Annotated in this window: 19 protein-coding genes; 10 read left to right on the forward strand and 9 right to left on the reverse strand. The window is 59.5% G+C overall.

The genetic code is table 11. The features are described 5' to 3' along the window. Positions 1-25 precede the first annotated feature (25 nt). From ACSPX5_RS14765 to ACSPX5_RS14775, 3 genes are all read left to right on the forward strand, one after another. On the forward strand, positions 26-1,987 hold the full coding sequence (locus tag ACSPX5_RS14765; RefSeq protein WP_439819821.1) for an acetyl/propionyl/methylcrotonyl-CoA carboxylase subunit alpha: 1,962 nt from the start codon (positions 26-28) through the stop codon (positions 1,985-1,987). A 69-nt stretch (positions 1,988-2,056) separates the two neighbouring features. Then, a complete protein-coding gene (locus ACSPX5_RS14770; protein WP_439819822.1) occupies positions 2,057-2,599 on the forward strand; it encodes an exonuclease domain-containing protein in 543 nt (180 codons plus the stop codon). 81 nt (positions 2,600-2,680) lie between these two features. Further along, positions 2,681-2,965: a pyrimidine/purine nucleoside phosphorylase gene (locus tag ACSPX5_RS14775; protein ID WP_007940055.1), complete on the forward strand. Its 285-nt coding sequence runs from the start codon at positions 2,681-2,683 to the stop codon at positions 2,963-2,965. 71 nt (positions 2,966-3,036) lie between these two features. Here the strand turns inward: ACSPX5_RS14775 and ACSPX5_RS14780 are convergent, their stop codons facing one another. Beyond that, positions 3,037-3,843, reverse strand: coding sequence for an MOSC domain-containing protein (locus tag ACSPX5_RS14780; protein ID WP_169431292.1), 807 nt, complete (start codon positions 3,841-3,843; stop codon positions 3,037-3,039). A gap of 90 nt (positions 3,844-3,933) precedes the next feature. Further along, on the reverse strand, positions 3,934-4,869 hold the full coding sequence (locus ACSPX5_RS14785) for a chemotaxis protein CheV (protein ID WP_439819823.1): 936 nt from the start codon (positions 4,867-4,869) through the stop codon (positions 3,934-3,936). A gap of 457 nt (positions 4,870-5,326) precedes the next feature. Between ACSPX5_RS14785 and ACSPX5_RS14790 the strand changes: the two genes are divergently transcribed. The 3 genes from ACSPX5_RS14790 (at position 5,327) to ACSPX5_RS14800 (ending at position 7,839) form a co-directional block, all read left to right on the forward strand. Beyond that, positions 5,327-5,797, forward strand: coding sequence for a hypothetical protein (locus ACSPX5_RS14790; protein ID WP_169431293.1), 471 nt, complete (start codon positions 5,327-5,329; stop codon positions 5,795-5,797). 492 nt (positions 5,798-6,289) lie between these two features. Continuing rightward, a complete protein-coding gene (locus tag ACSPX5_RS14795) occupies positions 6,290-7,183 on the forward strand; it encodes a sensor histidine kinase (RefSeq protein ID WP_207865564.1) in 894 nt (297 codons plus the stop codon). Continuing rightward, a complete protein-coding gene (locus ACSPX5_RS14800; protein ID WP_096821098.1) occupies positions 7,180-7,839 on the forward strand; it encodes a response regulator in 660 nt (219 codons plus the stop codon). Before ACSPX5_RS14795 ends, ACSPX5_RS14800 begins: the two co-directional genes overlap by 4 nt. Here ACSPX5_RS14800 and yegS read toward each other — a convergent pair. Next, the gene (gene yegS / locus ACSPX5_RS14805; protein WP_439819824.1) at positions 7,823-8,740 is read right to left on the reverse strand and encodes a lipid kinase YegS; all 918 of its coding nucleotides are present in this window, start codon (positions 8,738-8,740) and stop codon (positions 7,823-7,825) included. The two genes, ACSPX5_RS14800 and yegS, sit on opposite strands and share 17 nt — an antisense overlap. Before the next feature lie 316 nt (positions 8,741-9,056). Between yegS and ACSPX5_RS14810 the strand changes: the two genes are divergently transcribed. Then, positions 9,057-9,365: a hypothetical protein gene (locus ACSPX5_RS14810; protein ID WP_169431295.1), complete on the forward strand. Its 309-nt coding sequence runs from the start codon at positions 9,057-9,059 to the stop codon at positions 9,363-9,365. 42 nt (positions 9,366-9,407) lie between these two features. Here ACSPX5_RS14810 and ACSPX5_RS14815 read toward each other — a convergent pair whose 3' ends face one another. Then, positions 9,408-10,634 (reverse strand): molybdopterin molybdotransferase MoeA, encoded by a 1,227-nt coding sequence (locus tag ACSPX5_RS14815; protein ID WP_439819825.1) that lies wholly within the window; start codon positions 10,632-10,634, stop codon positions 9,408-9,410. Next, positions 10,618-11,157 carry a molybdenum cofactor biosynthesis protein B gene (gene moaB / locus ACSPX5_RS14820; protein WP_207865460.1) on the reverse strand — a complete coding sequence of 180 codons (540 nt, stop codon included), beginning with the start codon at positions 11,155-11,157 and terminating at the stop codon, positions 10,618-10,620. The genes ACSPX5_RS14815 and moaB overlap by 17 nt, the downstream gene beginning before the upstream one ends. An 81-nt stretch (positions 11,158-11,238) precedes the next feature. On the opposite strand from moaB, the gene mobA reads away from it, so the two are divergent. Then, positions 11,239-11,841, forward strand: a complete 603-nt coding sequence (gene mobA / locus ACSPX5_RS14825; RefSeq protein ID WP_207865461.1) for a molybdenum cofactor guanylyltransferase MobA — start codon at positions 11,239-11,241, stop codon at positions 11,839-11,841. A gap of 78 nt (positions 11,842-11,919) precedes the next feature. After that, complete coding sequence (locus ACSPX5_RS14830) at positions 11,920-12,141, forward strand: YgdI/YgdR family lipoprotein (protein WP_085710733.1); 222 nt, start codon at positions 11,920-11,922, stop codon at positions 12,139-12,141. Positions 12,142-12,211: 70 nt separating this feature from the next. Here the strand turns inward: ACSPX5_RS14830 and ACSPX5_RS14835 are convergent, their stop codons facing one another. From ACSPX5_RS14835 to ACSPX5_RS14845, 3 genes are all read right to left on the reverse strand, one after another. Then, positions 12,212-13,105, reverse strand: a complete 894-nt coding sequence (locus ACSPX5_RS14835) for a pseudouridine synthase (RefSeq protein WP_207865462.1) — start codon at positions 13,103-13,105, stop codon at positions 12,212-12,214. Between the two features lie 67 nt (positions 13,106-13,172). Then, the gene (locus tag ACSPX5_RS14840) at positions 13,173-13,490 is read right to left on the reverse strand and encodes a transcriptional regulator (RefSeq protein ID WP_085730606.1); all 318 of its coding nucleotides are present in this window, start codon (positions 13,488-13,490) and stop codon (positions 13,173-13,175) included. A gap of 155 nt (positions 13,491-13,645) precedes the next feature. Then, positions 13,646-13,882, reverse strand: a complete 237-nt coding sequence (locus ACSPX5_RS14845; RefSeq protein ID WP_169431300.1) for a glutaredoxin family protein — start codon at positions 13,880-13,882, stop codon at positions 13,646-13,648. Positions 13,883-14,084: 202 nt separating this feature from the next. Between ACSPX5_RS14845 and ACSPX5_RS14850 the strand changes: the two genes are divergently transcribed. Further along, complete coding sequence (locus tag ACSPX5_RS14850; RefSeq protein ID WP_439819826.1) at positions 14,085-15,797, forward strand: cation:proton antiporter; 1,713 nt, start codon at positions 14,085-14,087, stop codon at positions 15,795-15,797. Here ACSPX5_RS14850 and ACSPX5_RS14855 read toward each other — a convergent pair. Further along, a complete protein-coding gene (locus ACSPX5_RS14855; RefSeq protein WP_169431302.1) occupies positions 15,794-17,002 on the reverse strand; it encodes an ammonium transporter in 1,209 nt (402 codons plus the stop codon). The genes ACSPX5_RS14850 and ACSPX5_RS14855 overlap by 4 nt on opposite strands. Between the last annotated feature and the right edge of the window lie 21 nt (positions 17,003-17,023).

Below are 17,023 nucleotides of genomic sequence, written 5' to 3' on the forward strand. Positions count from 1 at the left end.
CCGCCAACATTCAGGAAAAACCACCATGCCCGTCATCCACAAAATCCTGATCGCCAACCGCGGTGAAATCGCCTGCCGCATCCAGCGCACCGCCCAGGCTCTGGGCTATCGCACGGTTGCGGTGTTCAGCGACGCCGACGCCAATGCGCTGCATGTCCAAATGGCGGATGAGGCGGTGAACATCGGCCCGGCGTCCGTGCAGCAGTCCTACCTGAACATCCCGGCCATCCTCGACGCCGCCCGGCGCAGCGGTGCCGACGCGATCCATTCCGGTTATGGCTTCCTCTCGGAAAACGCCGAATTCGCCCGTGCCTGCGAACAGGCCGGCCTGACGTTCATCGGCCCCAGCGTCGAAGCCATCGAACTGATGGGCAGCAAACGCCAGTCGAAAATCGCCATGCTCGCCGCCGGTGTGCCGTGCATCGCCGGCTATCAGGGCGCCGAGCAGGATGACGCAACGCTGACCCGCGAAGCCGAACGCATCGGTTACCCGTTGATGATCAAGGCCAGCGCCGGCGGTGGCGGGCGCGGCATGCGTCTGGTGCACAGCGCCGAGGAACTGCCGGCGCAGTTGCGCACGGCCCGCTCGGAAGCCTTGAACGGCTTCGGCAGCGACGAACTGATTCTCGAACAGGCGCTGATCGAACCGCGTCACGTCGAGGTGCAGTTGTTCGGCGACCACCACGGCAATCTGATCTACCTCGGCGAGCGCGACTGTTCGATTCAGCGCCGCCACCAGAAAGTGATCGAAGAAGCGCCTTGTCCGGTGATGACCGAAAAACTGCGTCAGGCGATGGGCGAAGCGGCGCTCAAGGCCGGGCGTGCGGTGAACTATGTCGGCGCCGGCACCGTGGAGTTTTTGCTTGATGCCGATGGCCGGTTCTACTTTCTGGAGATGAACACCCGGTTGCAGGTCGAGCATCCGGTGACTGAATTGATTACCGGGCTGGATCTGGTGGCTTGGCAACTGTCGGTCGCCGAAGGCCAGCCGCTGCCACTGACCCAAGCGCAGGTGAAGCTCGATGGCCATGCCATGGAAGTGCGCCTCTATGCCGAAGATCCAGCCCAGGATTTTCTGCCGCAGACCGGGCGTGTCGAAGTCTGGGCGCCGGCACTGGATCGCGGTGCGCGGATTGATCACGGCCTGATCGAAGGGCAGTCGATCTCACCGTTCTACGACCCGTTGCTCGGGAAACTGATCGCCCACGGCGCGACCCGTGAAGAAGCCCGGCGCAAATTGCTGCGCGCGGTGCAGGACAGCGTGTTGCTGGGTGTGCAGAGCAATCAGCGACTGCTGGCCAGTCTGTTGCAGCATCCGCAGTTCATCAGCGGCGAATTCGGCACCGGGTTTATCTCGCAGCATTTCGCCGACCATCCTTGTCTGCATCCCCATAAACCGAGTGCCGAAGAACTCGCGGTTGCAGCGTTGCTGTTTTATCAATCCTGCGCCGGGGCGCATCGTTCACCCTTGGCCGGTTGGCGCAACAATACCGGGGCGCCATTGCACTATCGGCTGGGTCTCGACGATCAGGCGTGGAGTGTGCAATTGCTCGCCGCCCCGGATGGCATCGTTCGGGTTCAGGTGGCTGAACGTGCCTTCGAACTGAAGCTCATCGAATACAGCGAACGCTCGATATCCCTGGAAATCGAAGGCCTGCGCCAGCGCCACGCCTATCGCCTGCACGACGACCAGCTCTGGCTGTTCACCCGCCCCGGCAGCCTGCGCCTGGTGGATCGAACTCATGCGGTGATCGACAGTCAGACCCGCGTCAGCTCCGGCACCTTGAAAGCTCCGATGGATGGCGCAATCATCGACGTGCTTGTCAGCGAAGGCAGCCCGGTCAGCAAAGGTCAGTTGCTGGTGGTGCTGGAGGCGATGAAAATGGAGCACCCGCTCAAGGCCGGCATCGACGGCGTGCTCAAGCGGGTGCAGGTCAAGGTCGGCGATCAGGTCAAAAATCGTCAGGTTCTGTTGCAGGTCGAGTGAGTGGTCAAACGCATCCGCAAGGTTTGACTACGCTCTGACTATCAGGACGCGGAAATCAGGAACCCTGCGATGCCCCATTGGCTGGTCATTGATCTGGAAGCCACCACCGATGAGGGTGGCTGGCCGGTTACGGAAATGGAAATCATCGAGATCGGCGCCACCCTGGTGGATCGCGCCGGTCGCGAGCAGGACCACTTTCAGCGCTTCGTCAAACCGGTGCGTCGGCCCCTGCTGACGCCGTTCTGTCGCGAACTCACCCACATCACCCAGGCCAACATTGACGCCGCGCAACCGCTGACCGAAGTCTGGCCGGCGTTCGAGCGCTGGCTCGGTCAGCACCAGACTCGTCTTGAAGGCTGGGCCAGTTGGGGCGACTACGACCGCAGGCAATTGCTTCAGGAATGGCAGCGCCTGCAACTCGACAGTGCGCTGAAGCGTGTGCCGCACATGAACCTCAAACAGCGTTTTGCCAAGGCCCGACGCCTCGAACGGCCCCTGGGACTCAATGGCGCGCTGCAACTGGCGGGTATGCAGTTCACCGGTCAGCAGCACCGGGCGCTGGAAGATGCGCGCAATACCGCCCGATTATTGCCGCTGGTGCTGCCGCTCTAGCGCAGGTGACGGCGCCATGAGCCTTGTGCATACTGGCCTACCTTTTTGACCCTTTTAAGCCCTTTTCGAGAGGAATCGCCCATGTTTAAAGTCAACGAGTACTTCGACGGCACCGTCAAGTCGATCGCTTTCGGCACTGCTGAAGGCCCTGCGACCATCGGCGTCATGGCCCCGGGCGAATACGAATTCGGCACCAGCCAGCGTGAAATCATGCACGTGGTTTCGGGTGCACTGACCGTCAAACTGCCGGACAGCAGCGACTGGGAAACTTTCGCCGCCGGCAGCCAGTTCAACGTGCCAGCCAACAGCAAGTTCCAGCTGAAAGTGGCCGTCGACACCGCTTACCTGTGCGAATACCGCGGCTGAGATCCCGGTTTTCTGCGGCCATGAAAAATGCCCGTGTCCAAGGACACGGGCATTTTTCGTTTCGGGGCAGATTACTCGAGGATTTCCACAGGCATGCCGACTTCGAGTCGGCCATTGCTGTCATTGACCAGGTTTTGACCGAACATTGCACCGTCGGCCTGGGCGCGGGTCTTCTGCAGCGTCGCCAGTGGCTCGCGATCGGCGCTGCGCTCGCCTGTCTGCGGGTCGATGGTGGTGAGAATGCAGCGTGAACACGACTTGACCACGCGGAACTCGACATCACCGATGCGAATACGCTTCCAGCCATCCTCGGCGTACGCCTCGCTGCCCTCGATCACCAGATTCGGCCGGAACCGCAGCATTTCCAGCGGACGTCCGACTTCCTGCGACAAATGCTGCAGCGATGCCTCGCCAATCAGCAGCAGCGGGAAACCGTCGGCGAAGGCCACCTGGTCGTCATCGTTGCCATATCCGGCCTGAGTCGTCCGGGCGCGGTCCAGCGGCACTTGCACCAGCCGGGTCGGTTTGCCAATGAACTCGCTGACCCAACGGGCCGCTTCTTCGCCGGCATCCGGCACACGCAGGGTGTCGCGCCAGATGGTCACGCCGCGCAGTTCGGCTTCGTTGCCAGGCAGCGCGATATCAATCGCCGAATGCCCCGGCGCCTCGAGGTTCAGGCCACCGTCGGCATTCCACAGCGCCGACAATTGGCTCATCTTCGCTTCGGCACGCTGAGTCAGGAAGCGCCCGCTGGCCTCGTCTACCAGCATCCAGCGTCGGTCGCCCTCAAGCCCCAGTTTGTCCAGGCCAATCCCTTGCAGGACCTCGCCCTTGGCGGATTTCAACGGGTAACGATAAAGCGCGCTCAGACGCAGCATGGCCAGCTCCCTGGTGGGTGAAAAACGCCACCCTATACGAGCTTTGTCGCCGAATCAAAGTCTGACGCCGGATCAGCCTCGACAAGTTGATCAGGCCGGTATTTCGTCGAGCATCAGACGCTGGCGCACCACATCGACCAGTTTGTCCGGCTGGAACTTGGAGAGGAAGTTGTCGCAACCGACCTTCTTCACCATCGAATCGTTGAAGCTGCCGGACAGCGAGGTATGCAGCACCACATACAGGCCACGCAGACGCGGGTCGTTGCGGATTTCGGTGGTCAGGCGATAGCCGTCCATTTCCGGCATTTCCGCGTCGGTGAAGATCATCAACAGCTTGTCAGTCATGTTGACCCCTGTATCCGCCCACGCCTTGAGCATGTTCAGGGCTTTCAGACCGTCACTGGCAATGTGCATTTTCACGCCCAACTGGCCGAGGGTGTCGCGCAGTTGCGACAGGGCCACATTGGAGTCGTCCACCAACAGCACCTCACGACCGCGAGCCCGCTCCAGAACCGGGTCTTCGAGCTTGTCGCGGGACACCTTGGCGTTATAGGGAACGATTTCAGCGAGGACTTTCTCGACGTCGATGATTTCCACCAGTTGATCGTCGACCTTGCTGATGGCGGTCAGGTAGTGCTGTCGGCCGGCACTGGTCGGTGGCGGCAGGATGGCTTCCCAGTTCATGTTGACGATGCGATCCACGCCACCGACGAGGAACGCCTGCACCGAGCGGTTGTACTCGGTGACGATGATCGTGCTGTTGGGGCCCGGCACCAGAGGACGCATGCCGATGGCCTGCGACAGGTCGATCACCGGCAGGGTCTGACCGCGCAGGTTGACCACACCGCAGACAAACGGATGACGCTGGGGCATCAGGGTCAGCTTGGGCAGTTGCAGGACTTCCTGGACCTTGAACACGTTGATCGCGAACAATTGGCGCCCGGCCAGTCGAAACATGAGAATTTCCAGGCGATTCTCACCCACCAGTTGCGTGCGTTGGTCTACCGTATCGAGAATGCCGGCCATCAAATGACTCCTGGGGCTTGTACTGGTGAATTCATTAAAGAGGGTTATCGGCTGACTCCAGCCGATCTTGATCCCCATACAAATCACCTACAAAATGCCATGAGGAAGCATTGATGTCACATTAACATCATGCTTTACTGGCCCCGTGACTTCATCTGCTACATTCTCTGCGGCGCGACCACGGTTTGCGCGGCAGGTTCCCGTGCCTAAGGGATTCCCCTAGGAACAATCAGGCCCAACCTGATGTTCGCAATATCCAATAGCCATTAATGTGACGCCATTCTCATTGCATGAACGGAGTCAGGCTTTTGTGTGCGATCGCAGGTCAGTGGAACCCTCTCCTCTCGAAACCCCCGGCACCAGCCTCCTCGGCACTGCAGGGCGCGATCTCACGACGGTTCATGATCGTCGACACACACGACATTCGCTCATCAGACATGACGTTGTGGAGATAAGCATGCCGAACGACCGTAAAGAGTGGGCACAGCGGTTCCCCGAATTTCTCGTCGAGGCTGAAATGCTCCTGGCCAAGTCCGAAGAGTGCCTGAGTCACTTGCAACTGATCAGCAATGACAGGGACGCCATCGACTGCATGCTCAGCACCCTCCTCAAGCTGGCGAACAAGGCCGATGCCCTGGCGCTGGAGGCGGTCTCCGAATTCTCTCTGCACCTGCATGGCCTGCTCAGCCAGGCACAGGACCGTGTCGACCTGCATGCCGAGGCCCTGGATGCCCTGAAGGACTGCTTCACCTTGATGGCCTGGCAGCTTGAACTGATCGACCCGAGCACCGGCCAGTTGAGCCTGGACGACAGCGAGCAGACGTCCCTCATCGAAGCGTTCGCCTTTCAGGTCGGACAGAGCCAGTTTCAGCCACCACTCAAAGGCAAACCCCTGTCCCTCGTGTCTTACTCGGAGCGACAAGCTTAAACGCGAGCACCTGGCGTCCTTTGCAACACCGTTAGTTTGAAGCATCGAATGTCGCAATTGATTAACTCATGCCTGCCCGCGACACCTCCAAACAAATAATCATGTTTCACACATCCAGACTCACCACCACTGAAGTCAGGGTTTACCCGTGTATGAAAAATGAAAACTTCGGATTACATGGATAATTATCGGGTTCGGCAAATCAACTTTTTCCATTATGGAACTCGCGTCCAACATGGCGTATTTCCTGACTCTTCGGACATATAGGGTGAACGCGACCAACGGTATGTTAAGTGGTATTATGCCGCCCGTTAGTTGCTTTCACTTAATGGCACAGTGACTTCAATGACCGGTCTGCAGCAAAGTTGGCAGTCAATTACCGATCACTGAACCTTGTTGAATCAACAGCCTGAACCACAGTATTTTCAGACAGAGACCGCCAGTCACTCAGACCGGTCTGCCCGCAGCGAACATCCATTGGCTCCATCCGCTATGTACGCCAGCCTCAAGTCAATCATCACATGGCCTCCCTCCCGAGAAAACGCACGCCGGTTCACGCTCATGCTCTGCATTGGCGCGGCGGCCGGCAGCCTGTTGACTTATGGCTTGGCCGCACCGGTGTCGATTGGTTTGCTGCTGATCAATGTCGCAGCCGCAGGTTGCGTCTGGATACAGCATCGCCTGTCGCGAAAATCGATCAAGTTCCAGCCCCAGGAGCTGGCCGACCGCTTGCTCGAAGTGCAGGAAAACGAACGTCATCGTCTCAGTCGCGAACTGCATGACGACATCGGTCAGCTGCTGACCGCCGCCAAACTGCAGAGCGAATGGCTCAGGCGACGCCTGCCGGACGATCTCCAGGAACAGTGCTCGGCACTCTGTGACACCCTTGAGGAAACCCTCGACAAAGTCCGCGACGTTTCGGCCATTCTCAACCCGCGGCAACTGACCAGCCTCGGCCTGGAAGCCAGCCTGCGCGCGCACTTGCTCAAGACCCTGGCCAATACCTCGATTCACTGGAGTCTCGACTGCCAGCAGCGCCTCAATGGCATTCCTGAAGAAATGGCGGTCGCGGCCTTTCGAATCACTCAGGAAGCGGTGACCAACATCCTGCGTCATGCGCAGGCCAAAAACCTGCTGATCCGTGTACAGCGTCTTCACCAAGGCCTGAGCCTGCTGATCAGCGATGACGGTCTGGGTTTTGCCCCGGCTGCCGATCCCGGTCGTGAAGGGCAACGAGGGATGGCCGGGATGGCCGAAAGAATCGAGCAACTGGGCGGCACCCTGAACGTGACGAGCGAGCCGGACAAAGGCACTCAAATCGAAGCACTATTCCCCTGGGCGCCAAGGGCACTCGAGCGGGCCAGTACGAATAAGGTTATGCGTTGACTTGTAACTTACTTCTGGTGGATGACCACTCGCTGATCAGAGCCGGCGTGCGCGCTCTGGTGCTGGATATTCCGGGCTATGCGGTAATCGGCGAGGCCAATGACGGCTCGCAGTTGCTTGAAATGGTCGAGCAACTGAATCCCGATATCGTCCTTCTGGACATTTCCATGAAAGAAACCGGCGGCCTCGAAGCCTTGCAGCGGCTCAGACGAGTCCGCCCGCACAGCAAAGTGCTGATCCTTTCGATGCATACCGACCCTGCCCTGATCATGCAGGCGCTGGAGTCCGGTGCCCATGGCTATCTGCTCAAGGACACCACCGCCACCGAACTGGAGCATGCACTGGAAGCGCTACGCAACAACGAACGCTACCTGAGCCCCGCCATCGCCCACACGGTGATCAATCAGGCGCTGACCCGCAACCAGAAGCTGCAACCGGAAGTCGCCGACTCGCATAACCTCACGGCCCGCCAACTGGAAATTTTGCGCCTGATCGTGCGCGGCAAGTCCACACGCGAGATCGCCAATGGCCTGGGCCTGAGCATCAAGACCGTGGAAACCCACCGCTCGCAAATCATGAAACGCCTGCAGATCTACGACGTGGCAGGACTGGTGCTGTTTGCCGTGCGGGAACAGATCATCAGCCTGGACGACTGACCCGCCGCGTACCGCTCAACAGCGGTGAGTTCTCCGGCAAATGCATACGCAACGCCGCCGGGCGCGCGGCAAACCGCAGATTGTCACCTTCCAGCGGCTCGCCATCGAGATTGATGCAGAGCCCTTCGGCGGCCTTGATTTCAACCCAGGGCAAACGCGCGCGCACAAACATGTTGTCGATGCCGAAACCGTCGCTGAGCAGGCTTTTCAGTGTCCCGACCAACTCCTGCGGTGCCGGCAGGATACTGATATCCAGCAGACCGTCGTTCACCAGCGCCTCCGGACACAAGACATGCCCTCCACCCGCCTGGCGACCGTTACCGATGCCCAGCGCGAGCATTTCACCGCTCCAGTGGAAGCCCAGTCCCTGTAATTCGCCATAGGCGGTACGCAGTTCACTGAATCGCGACAGCCCCGTAAACAGATAGGCCGCGCCCCCCAGCACTTTTTTCAGATCCTCCGAGGTGTTGGCAGTGACCTGGCTGCCAAATCCACCGGTGGCCATGTTCAGGAATATCTGCCCGCCCACTTCGCCAAGATCGATGTCACTTGGAGGTCTATCGAGCAACTCGAGCGCTTCGGCCGGCTCCAGAGGAATACCGGCCGCGCGGGAAAAATCGTTGGCGGTTCCCAGCGGCAACAACACCAGACTGGCCTTGTGTGAATGAGCCGCCAACGCCTCGGCGATATCGCGCAAAGTGCCATCCCCGCCGCCGGCGATGATCTGCCTGTATCCGGCCGCCAGCGCCTCTTCCACCAGACGCTGGGCATCACCGGCCTCCCAGGTCAGACGTACCGCCAATTCCCAGCCCTGCTTGCGTTTGTGTTCAACGGCGGCGCGAACCGCTTCGTTAAGTGCCTGCTTGCCATGCAGAATCAGCAATGCCCTGCGCTCATCCATCTTGGCCACTCCCGTTATTAAATCAGTTCGGGACATCTTGACCTTCACAGCACGTAAAAGAGCCGCCGCAATCCCAAGTATTTCCAGCGGCGCGGCTTACTCGTCCTACAAGGCGGTATTTTTTCGTACGAAATGTAAGGAATCGGCTCAATTGACCCGTCCTGACCATTCGTACACTGTGGTTCTGAGGCAGTAATCTTTAACCCGATAACACACAAGGACGTGCAGGTAATGAGTCAAAACATCACCCGGACTTTAGATCATTCGAGAAGCAGTTTCTGCCGGCAGAAACTCATGGCGGCAGGCGGAATTTTCCATGCACAGTCATGAAGCAAGAATGACAGCAAGTCCGGTTGCCCCCCTCTCCGGCAGTCGCGCCTGCCATCAATCCGAATTCAAGAGCAGCGCCAAAAACACTGGAGAAAAAATCATGGACCCTCGTGTCACCGAGCTGGAAACCCACCTCAAATATATCCGCCGTGACATGGACGAAGTAAAAGGAGACGTCAAAGCCATCAAACACCGTCTCGCCTACTCTGCGGGCGCCACAGCAGTGGTCCTTGGATTGTTGGGCTGGGTTGCCAATAGCCGCTTCGACCAGCTCGTGACACTGATCAGCCGATGACTTACAGAAATGCAGGCCCCCGCCGGGCCTGCATTTCAATGTTCAGCCGAGAAGGTCACTCAGAGGAATAAAGGGCACCATCTCTCCCTGGATCAGGGTGCGCCCCTCCTGCACTTCTACCAACCCATCAGCCCAGGCGGCGCTACGCAGAACACCTGAGCTCTGGTTGCGGTAGATGGTTGCGTGCCCCTGTTCCATGCGTCCCCGCAGGAACTCACGCCGATTGCCGGCCTGGGGCCAGACGAATCCAGCCGGTACTGGAAACTTGAGAGGTTCTACATCCTGCACACCCTGGCGACGCAGCAGATAGGGCTTGGTCAACAGCGCAAAGGTCACCAGGGTGGATGCCGGATTACCAGGCAGGCCGATGACCGGAACACTTCGAAAGTGACCGACAGTCAAAGGTTTCCCGGGTTTGATTGCCAGCTTCCAGAGTGTCAGCTCTCCCTCTTCCCTCAGCGCAACGCCAAGGAAATCCGCTTCCCCAACCGATACGCCTCCGGTCGACAGAATCAGATCGGCCTCCTTGAGCTCCCCAAGACGTGCGCGGGTGGTGGGCAAGTCATCCGGAAGAATCCCGGCATCCAGCACTTCACAGCCCAATCGCTGCAGCCAGCTGCACAGCACCACCCGGTTGCTGTTGTAAATCTGCCCCGGACCCAGTGCCGTTCCCGGTTCGACCAGCTCATCACCAGTGGACAATACTGCCACGCGGATCTTGCGGACCACCTCAAGGCCGGCGCAGCCTAAAGACGCCGCCAGCCCCTGCTCGATCGGACCGAGACGGGTTCCGGCAGACAGGATCAACTCGCCGACGGTGGTTTCCTGTCCCTGCGGACGGATATTCTGACCGGACACCATGGGCTCGATAAACCGCACTCGTCCGTCGGACTCGATCACGGCGTTTTCCTGCATCTCGACGCAATCGGCGCCCGGCGGAACGGGTGCCCCTGTAAAGATACGGGCACAGGTGCCCGGCTCCAGCGGTTCAGGCGCCTGACCGGCAAAAATCTTCTGACTGACAGGCATCGTCTCACCGGTCCGGTCGGCCAGGTTCAGGGCATAACCGTCCATGGCACTGTTGGGCCATGGCGGCAGATCCAGTGTCGAAACCAGATCCTGTGCCAGCACCCGGCCCTCGACCTGCGCCAGTGGCAGATACTCGGATTCGACAATCCGCGAGGCGTCCGCCATTTCCAGCAGACGCGCCAATGCTTCCTCGACCGGCATCAGGCTGCCGGTCTTGCCAGGCTTACCCGCGGGATTCACAGGGAGCCGCCTGTTTCAGATGAGGGACGAAATTGCACGGGCGGTGCCGTGAATCCAGTTGCTCGGCCAAGATGCCGTCCCAACCGGTGCGTACCGCGTTGGTCGAGCCCGGCAGGCAGCAGACCAGCGTACCGTTGGCCAGCCCCGCCAATGCCCGGGATTGCACAGTGGAAGTGCCGATATCGGCCACCGAAATCTGGCGGAACAGTTCACCAAAACCATCGACTTGTTTGTCGAGCAGGCATGCAACGGCTTCCGGCGTGCTGTCTCGACCGGTAAACCCGGTGCCTCCAGTGATCAGCACCACTTGCACGACGTCTTCGGCGATCCAATGGGCGACTTGTGCACGGATTTTGTAGAGGTCATCTTTGAGCAATACCCGCTCAGCCAGGTTATGGCCGGCAGCGGTCAAACGGTCGACGAACATCTGGCCGGAGGTATCGGTTTCCAGCGTGCGGGTGTCACTGACTGTGAGTACCGCGATATTGAGCGGTGCGAAAGGTACATCAGCCTTGGCTTTCATAGGCTCGTCCAGTTGTAGGGGAAACAGCCCGGTGTTATATCACAGCGCTCCATTTTTTCGCCGAACCTGCGGAGAGTCGCCATGACTTCGAATACGCTATTGCCACCCTGCTCCGTCCTCTTGCTGGCCGGCGGGCGCGGCCAGCGCATGGGCGGCCAGGACAAGGGACTCGTCGAGTGGCAGGGCGAACCGCTGATCGCTCATCTGCAGCGCAAGGTACGCCCCATGACGGATGACCTGATCATCTCCTGCAACCGCAATCATGAACGTTACGCATCTTTCGCAGATCAACTGGTGAGCGATGACGTGGAGGACTTTCCGGGGCCGCTGGCCGGTATTCGCGCAGGTTTGCGCGCTGCCCGCCACACCCACTTGCTGGTCCTGCCTTGTGATGTACCGCGAATCGACCTCCCCTTGCTCCAGGAAATGCGCGAGACCGCCAGCCTGCACCCTGAAAATCCGTTGATGCTGCGTCATGATGACCACTGGGAACCCTTGCTTTGCGTCATCCCGGTGGCGCTGCTGCCAGCGTTCGAAGACGCCTGGCACGAAGGAGAACGCAGCCCGGGCCGGCTCATGCGCAGCCTTGGCGCCCAGGCTCTGATCTGCCCGGACAACGACCCGCGACTGGCCAATCTCAATACCCCGGAACTGTTAAGCTCTCATAACACTGTGTCAGACTGACCGCATTCAAGGAACTCTCACGCCTTGCATACGTCTACAAGTTCAGTAACCAAAAGAATTCCCTTCGGAGACAAACACATGACTCAACGGACTCTCGCCACTTTCATGCTCGCACTGGGCCTGGCCACCCTCGCCGGTTGCGCTTCGCCAACGGTGATCACCTTGAATGACGGTCGCGAAATCCAGGCCGTCGACTCGCCTAAATACGACAAGGATTCGGGCTTCTACGAGTTCGAGCAACTGGACGGCAAGCAGACTCGCATCAACAAGGATCAGGTTCGCACCGTTAAAGAGCTGTAAGCGCCCCCTGACACGAAAAAGCCCGCATGATGCGGGCTTTTTCATGGGCGGTAGAATGTTGCTCTACAGATCACCAGTCCAGAGTGATCCGGCTTTCAAATTCACGTACCTGCCCCGTGACCGGATCGATGAACCGCAAACCCTGCGCCAGAAGCTTGAGTGGTTTTGAATAGTCATCCTCAACATCCTTGAGCACCTCGGGATAGAACGGATCATTGCAGATGCTCGCGCCCAGCGCCGTCATATGCACCCGTAACTGATGTTTTTTTCCGGTCACTGGAAACAGGCCATAGCGCCAGAGTTCGCCGTTGCGTTCTCGAACCTCCACTGCAGTCTCGGTATTACTGACGCCCGGAACCTCCTGCATGCGGAAAAAAGGCTCTCCATCAACCAGCCGGCTTTTGTGCACCAAAGGAAAGTCCAGTCCCGGAAGCGCGGCTGCAATCGCCTCATAACGCTTTTCGATTTGCCGTGTCGGGAACAATGACTGATAGGCCGAACGACTCTGGGGATTGGCCGAGAAAATCACCAAACCGGCGGTGTGCCGGTCAATTCGGTGCAGCGGCACCAGATGCGGATTGTCCAGACGGCGAATCAACCTGCGCAGTAACGTCTGCTCCACATATTCACCCGCCGGAGTCACGGGGAGAAAGTGCGGCTTGTCCGCCACGACCAGATGCTCGTCCGCATACAGAATCGACTCGATCACCGGAATCGGTTTTTCATCCGGGACTTCACGAAAATAGTGGATACGCATGCCTTCTTTGTAGGGCAAGTCCACTGCTATCGGTTGCCCCTGACCGTCCAGTACACGCCCCCGCGCAATCCTGTCGAGCCATTGCTCACGCCCGATGGCACTGAAATGATCGCAGAGACAATCGAACACCGTCCGCCAGTCACCGGGGGGCAGATAAAGCGTGCTGGCCTGATTCTGTGCGGCGGAAAATGTTGGTGCGCTGGACATACGGAAAACTCGAACCCTCAAAACAGAGCGGCATTATCCAGCACAGCACACGACGGGCCTAGCGGAATCAGGCAGGGATCGACTTGAGGGCCGCCGCTTCAGTGAATTCCTTCAACCAGCGCAGCACATCGACGGCCTCCCAGCGACCCGGGTCATACAACGCGTACAGCAATCCCTGATAGCCGACCACATCCAGTTGCTTGTGGTAGCCGGCGCGCTGAAACAACGCCTCGATCTCGGCAAAGCAGGTATTGAAATGGAGCTTGTTGAACGGCGTCTTGCCTTCCGTGACCAGACCGTCCAGACGCAACTCGTGGACCGCCTCGCGCACCACGTCGACCGACATCCGGTTCACGCTGCTTTTCAACTGTTCGACATTGACCACGATTCATCCCTCTGGCGTACCGACTGCCCTGCACATTGTCCAGAGAGGACACAGCATGACCAGCCACACTCAATTACTGTATGCGCATACAGTAACCGAATAATCCGGCCAGTGCCAAGGATGGATGATCGCCGCGATGAATGGGCGCAAGAGGATCAACGCAGGAATGCCACCACCTGATCGGCGCTGAATGGCCACCCCAGTTCCGCGCCGGTATCGGTTCGTCGCAGAACCGGAATCCGCAGACTGTAGGCCTCGAACCAGGACTCATCCTCAGCGATGTCCACCAGTTCCACCAGCAGGCCATGCTCGACAAATGGCATCAACTCGGCTTCGGCGACTTCACACAGATGGCACCCCAGGGTGCCGAACAACTGGCATTCAGGAAGCATGTGCGCTGTATCCAGAAATTTGAGTGGTCATTCTAGGCCCGACCCGCAAACCCGTCGAGCGATCGGAAGCTTCAAACCTTCGAGCAGAATCATCCTCGTAAAACCCTGACGCAAATCAGCCCGGGAAAAGGCGAATTGCATGATGCTCCAGTGTTTTTTGCCTCTACGCTTGTTTAGCTCGCCACCATTGCCGGAGTGTCTTGTGTTCGCCAACCTGTTGATCATTCTCGCCTCGTCCCTGGTAGTGATTGCCCTGTTCCGACGCCTGCGTCTGCCGCCAGTGCTGGGATATCTGTGTGTGGGATTGATGGTCGGCCCGCAGGCGTTCGACTGGATCAACGAAAGCGAGCATCTGCCGGACCTTGCCGAACTGGGTGTGGTGTTTCTGTTGTTTTCCCTGGGACTTGAATTCTCCCTGTCGAAAATGATTGCCCTGCGCCAGGTGGTGTTTCGCCTGGGCAGTCAGCAGGTACTGATCAGCACGGCCTTGCTGGGAGGCGTGCTGATGCTGCTGGGCATGCCCTTCACGCCGGCGTTGTTGCTTGGCGCGGGCCTTTCGTTGTCATCGACGGCCATCGTCACCAAGGAACTGGGCAGCCTCGGAGAAATCTTCAGCAGCCACGGCCAGAACGCAGTGGGCGTCTTGTTGTTTCAGGATGTGGTGGCCGTGTTGTTGCTGACACTGGTCCCCGTATTTGCCGGAAGCAGCGATCAGGCCTGGTATTGGGCATTACCCCTGACACTGATCAAGACCGTGGTGCTGTTTTTCGGTTTGCTGCTGGCCAGTCGCTGGCTGTTGCCGCGCTTGTTCCAGGAAGTGGCGGCATCACGTTCGGCCGAGCTGTTTGTGCTGTTGGCGCTGGTGATCGTATTGCTCACGGCATGGCTGACTCACCTGCTCGGTCTGTCGCCAGCCCTCGGCGCGTTCCTCGCCGGCATGCTGCTGGGGGAGAGTCATTACCGGCACCAGATCGAAGCCGATCTCCGGCCGTTCCGCGACATCCTGCTCGGCCTGTTCTTCGTCAGCATCGGCATGCTGATCGACCTGCAACTGTTCGCCAGCCACAGTCTGCTGATTCTCGCCATGACTCTGGGTCTGCTGGTGATCAAGGGCTCAGTGGTGGCGCTGCTGGTGAAATGGCGTGGCAACGACAATGAAACCGCCTGGCGCAGCGGCCTGGCACTGGCTCAGGGAGGCGAGTTCTGTTTCGCCCTGATGGCGCAGATGCAGCAGAATCAACTGATGCCCGCCGACCTCGGTGCCCTTCTGCTGGCCGCGACATTTTGCTCGATGCTGCTGACGCCGCTGATGCTGCGCGCTGCACCGCGCATCGCCGCCGCACTGCACCGCAAACCCAATCAGGAAGCACAGATCGAGGAAATCAGCGCCCTTAATGCCGGCTTCGACCAGCATGTGGTGATCTGCGGTTACGGCCGTGTCGGTCAGTCGATCGGACGCTTCATGCGCAATGCCGGGCAGCCTTATGTCGCGCTGGACAATGATCCGGTGCGCATACAGGAAGCGGCAACCGTCGAACGCGACGTGCATTACGGCGATTCCTCCCGCGCCGACCTGCTGACCGCGGTCGGCTTGCTCCGCGCCAGATTGCTGGTGATTGCCGTGGATCAGAGCGATGTCGCCTTGCGGGTGCTCAAGGAAGCCCGGCGACTCAACCCGAAAGTGCCGATTCTGGTACGCACCCGCGATGACAGCCAGTGGGCCGAACTGAAAGCCGCCGGCGCCAGCGAAGTGGTGCCGGAGTTGTTGGAATCAAGCCTGATGCTTGCCTCTCATGCCTTGATTCTGCTTGGTCTGCCGGCACACCAGGTGCAGGAGAAAGTCGATCGGGTGCGCATCGACCGCTATCGCCTGCTGCATGGTTTTTACCCGGGTGCCGAAGATGAAGAGATCTAGTCCTGGCTCACCGCGCCGATCTTGTGCAGCGAAAGATCAGCGCCGTAATACTCCTGCTCCTGGCTGAGGCGCAGACCATGCATCGCCTTGATCGAACCATACACGGCGAAACCGCCGACCAGCGCGACCAGCACGCCCAACGCCGTGCCGATCAACTGGCTGATCAGGCTGACGCCGCCAAGCCCGCCCAACGCGGTCGAGCCGAAGATCCCGCAGGCGATGCCACCCCACACGCCACACAAGCCGTGCAACGGCCAGACACCCAGCACGTCGTCGATCCGCCATTTGACCTGCGCCGCCGTGAAGCACCAGACAAACAGGGCGCCAGCAATCACACCGGTCACCAGCGCGCCCACCGGATGCATCAGGTCAGAGCCGGCACACACCGCCACCAGACCGGCCAACGGGCCGTTGTGCAGAAAGCCCGGGTCATTGCGCCCGACGATCAGCGCCGCCACCGTGCCGCCCACCATCGCCATCAACGAATTGACCGCCACCAGCCCGCTGACGCCTTGCAGGGTTTGCGCGCTCATCACGTTGAAGCCGAACCAGCCGACAATCAGGATCCACGAGCCCAGCGCCAGAAACGGAATGCTCGAAGGCGCGAAGGCCACCAACCGGCCATCGCGATAGCGGCCGTTGCGCGGGCCCAGCAACAGCACCGCCGCCAGCGCCAGCCAGCCGCCCATGGCGTGAACCACCACGGAGCCGGCGAAATCATGAAACGCGGCGCCGAATCGCGCGGCCAGCCAGGCTTGCAGACCATAGTTGCCGTTCCAGATCATCCCCTCGAAAAACGGATAGATGAATGCAACGATCAGCGCCGTCGCGCACAACTGCGGAACGAACCGTGCCCGCTCGGCAATGCCGCCGGAAATGATTGCCGGAATCGCCGCGGCGAACGTCAGCAGGAAGAAAAACTTCACCAACCCGTAACCATGATCGGCGCTGAGCACCGCCGCCGGTTGCAGGAACGTCACCCCGTACGAAATCCAATAGCCTATAAAGAAATAGGCCAGCGTCGACACTGCGAAGTCGCTGAGAATCTTCGACAGGGCGTTGACCTGATTCTTCTGTCGAACCGTTCCGACCTCCAGAAAGGCGAAACCGGCGTGCATGGCCAGCACCATGACCGCGCCGATAAGAATGAACAACGTGTTGGAACTGTGAACGAGCGTATCCACCGCGCTTTGCAGATTTTCCATGAAGAGGCAGACCCAAGGCTG

Origin of the sequence: Pseudomonas sp. HLG18 (assembly GCF_051903985.1) — a bacterium.
Classification (GTDB): domain Bacteria; phylum Pseudomonadota; class Gammaproteobacteria; order Pseudomonadales; family Pseudomonadaceae; genus Aquipseudomonas; species Aquipseudomonas fluorescens_BT.

Bases quoted from the DNA above. Each gene is read 5' to 3' on its own strand.
- ACSPX5_RS14835 (WP_207865462.1), bottom strand. From the start codon at position 13,105: ATGTCCAGCGCACCAACATTTTCCGCCGCACAGAATCAGGCCAGCACG.
- ACSPX5_RS14790 (WP_169431293.1), top strand. From the start codon at position 5,327: ATGCCGAACGACCGTAAAGAGTGGGCACAGCGGTTCCCCGAATTTCTC.
- ACSPX5_RS14770 (WP_439819822.1), top strand. From the start codon at position 2,057: ATGCCCCATTGGCTGGTCATTGATCTGGAAGCCACCACCGATGAGGGT.
- ACSPX5_RS14765 (WP_439819821.1), top strand. From the start codon at position 26: ATGCCCGTCATCCACAAAATCCTGATCGCCAACCGCGGTGAAATCGCC.
- ACSPX5_RS14780 (WP_169431292.1), bottom strand. From the start codon at position 3,843: ATGCTGCGTCTGAGCGCGCTTTATCGTTACCCGTTGAAATCCGCCAAG.
- ACSPX5_RS14775 (WP_007940055.1), top strand. From the start codon at position 2,681: ATGTTTAAAGTCAACGAGTACTTCGACGGCACCGTCAAGTCGATCGCT.
- mobA (WP_207865461.1), top strand. From the start codon at position 11,239: ATGACTTCGAATACGCTATTGCCACCCTGCTCCGTCCTCTTGCTGGCC.
- ACSPX5_RS14785 (WP_439819823.1), bottom strand. From the start codon at position 4,869: ATGGCCGGCATTCTCGATACGGTAGACCAACGCACGCAACTGGTGGGT.
- ACSPX5_RS14845 (WP_169431300.1), bottom strand. From the start codon at position 13,882: ATGCTTCCTGAATGCCAGTTGTTCGGCACCCTGGGGTGCCATCTGTGT.
- ACSPX5_RS14795 (WP_207865564.1), top strand. From the start codon at position 6,290: ATGTACGCCAGCCTCAAGTCAATCATCACATGGCCTCCCTCCCGAGAA.
- ACSPX5_RS14855 (WP_169431302.1), bottom strand. From the start codon at position 17,002: ATGGAAAATCTGCAAAGCGCGGTGGATACGCTCGTTCACAGTTCCAAC.
- yegS (WP_439819824.1), bottom strand. From the start codon at position 8,740: ATGGATGAGCGCAGGGCATTGCTGATTCTGCATGGCAAGCAGGCACTT.
- ACSPX5_RS14810 (WP_169431295.1), top strand. From the start codon at position 9,057: ATGCACAGTCATGAAGCAAGAATGACAGCAAGTCCGGTTGCCCCCCTC.
- ACSPX5_RS14830 (WP_085710733.1), top strand. From the start codon at position 11,920: ATGACTCAACGGACTCTCGCCACTTTCATGCTCGCACTGGGCCTGGCC.
- moaB (WP_207865460.1), bottom strand. From the start codon at position 11,157: ATGAAAGCCAAGGCTGATGTACCTTTCGCACCGCTCAATATCGCGGTA.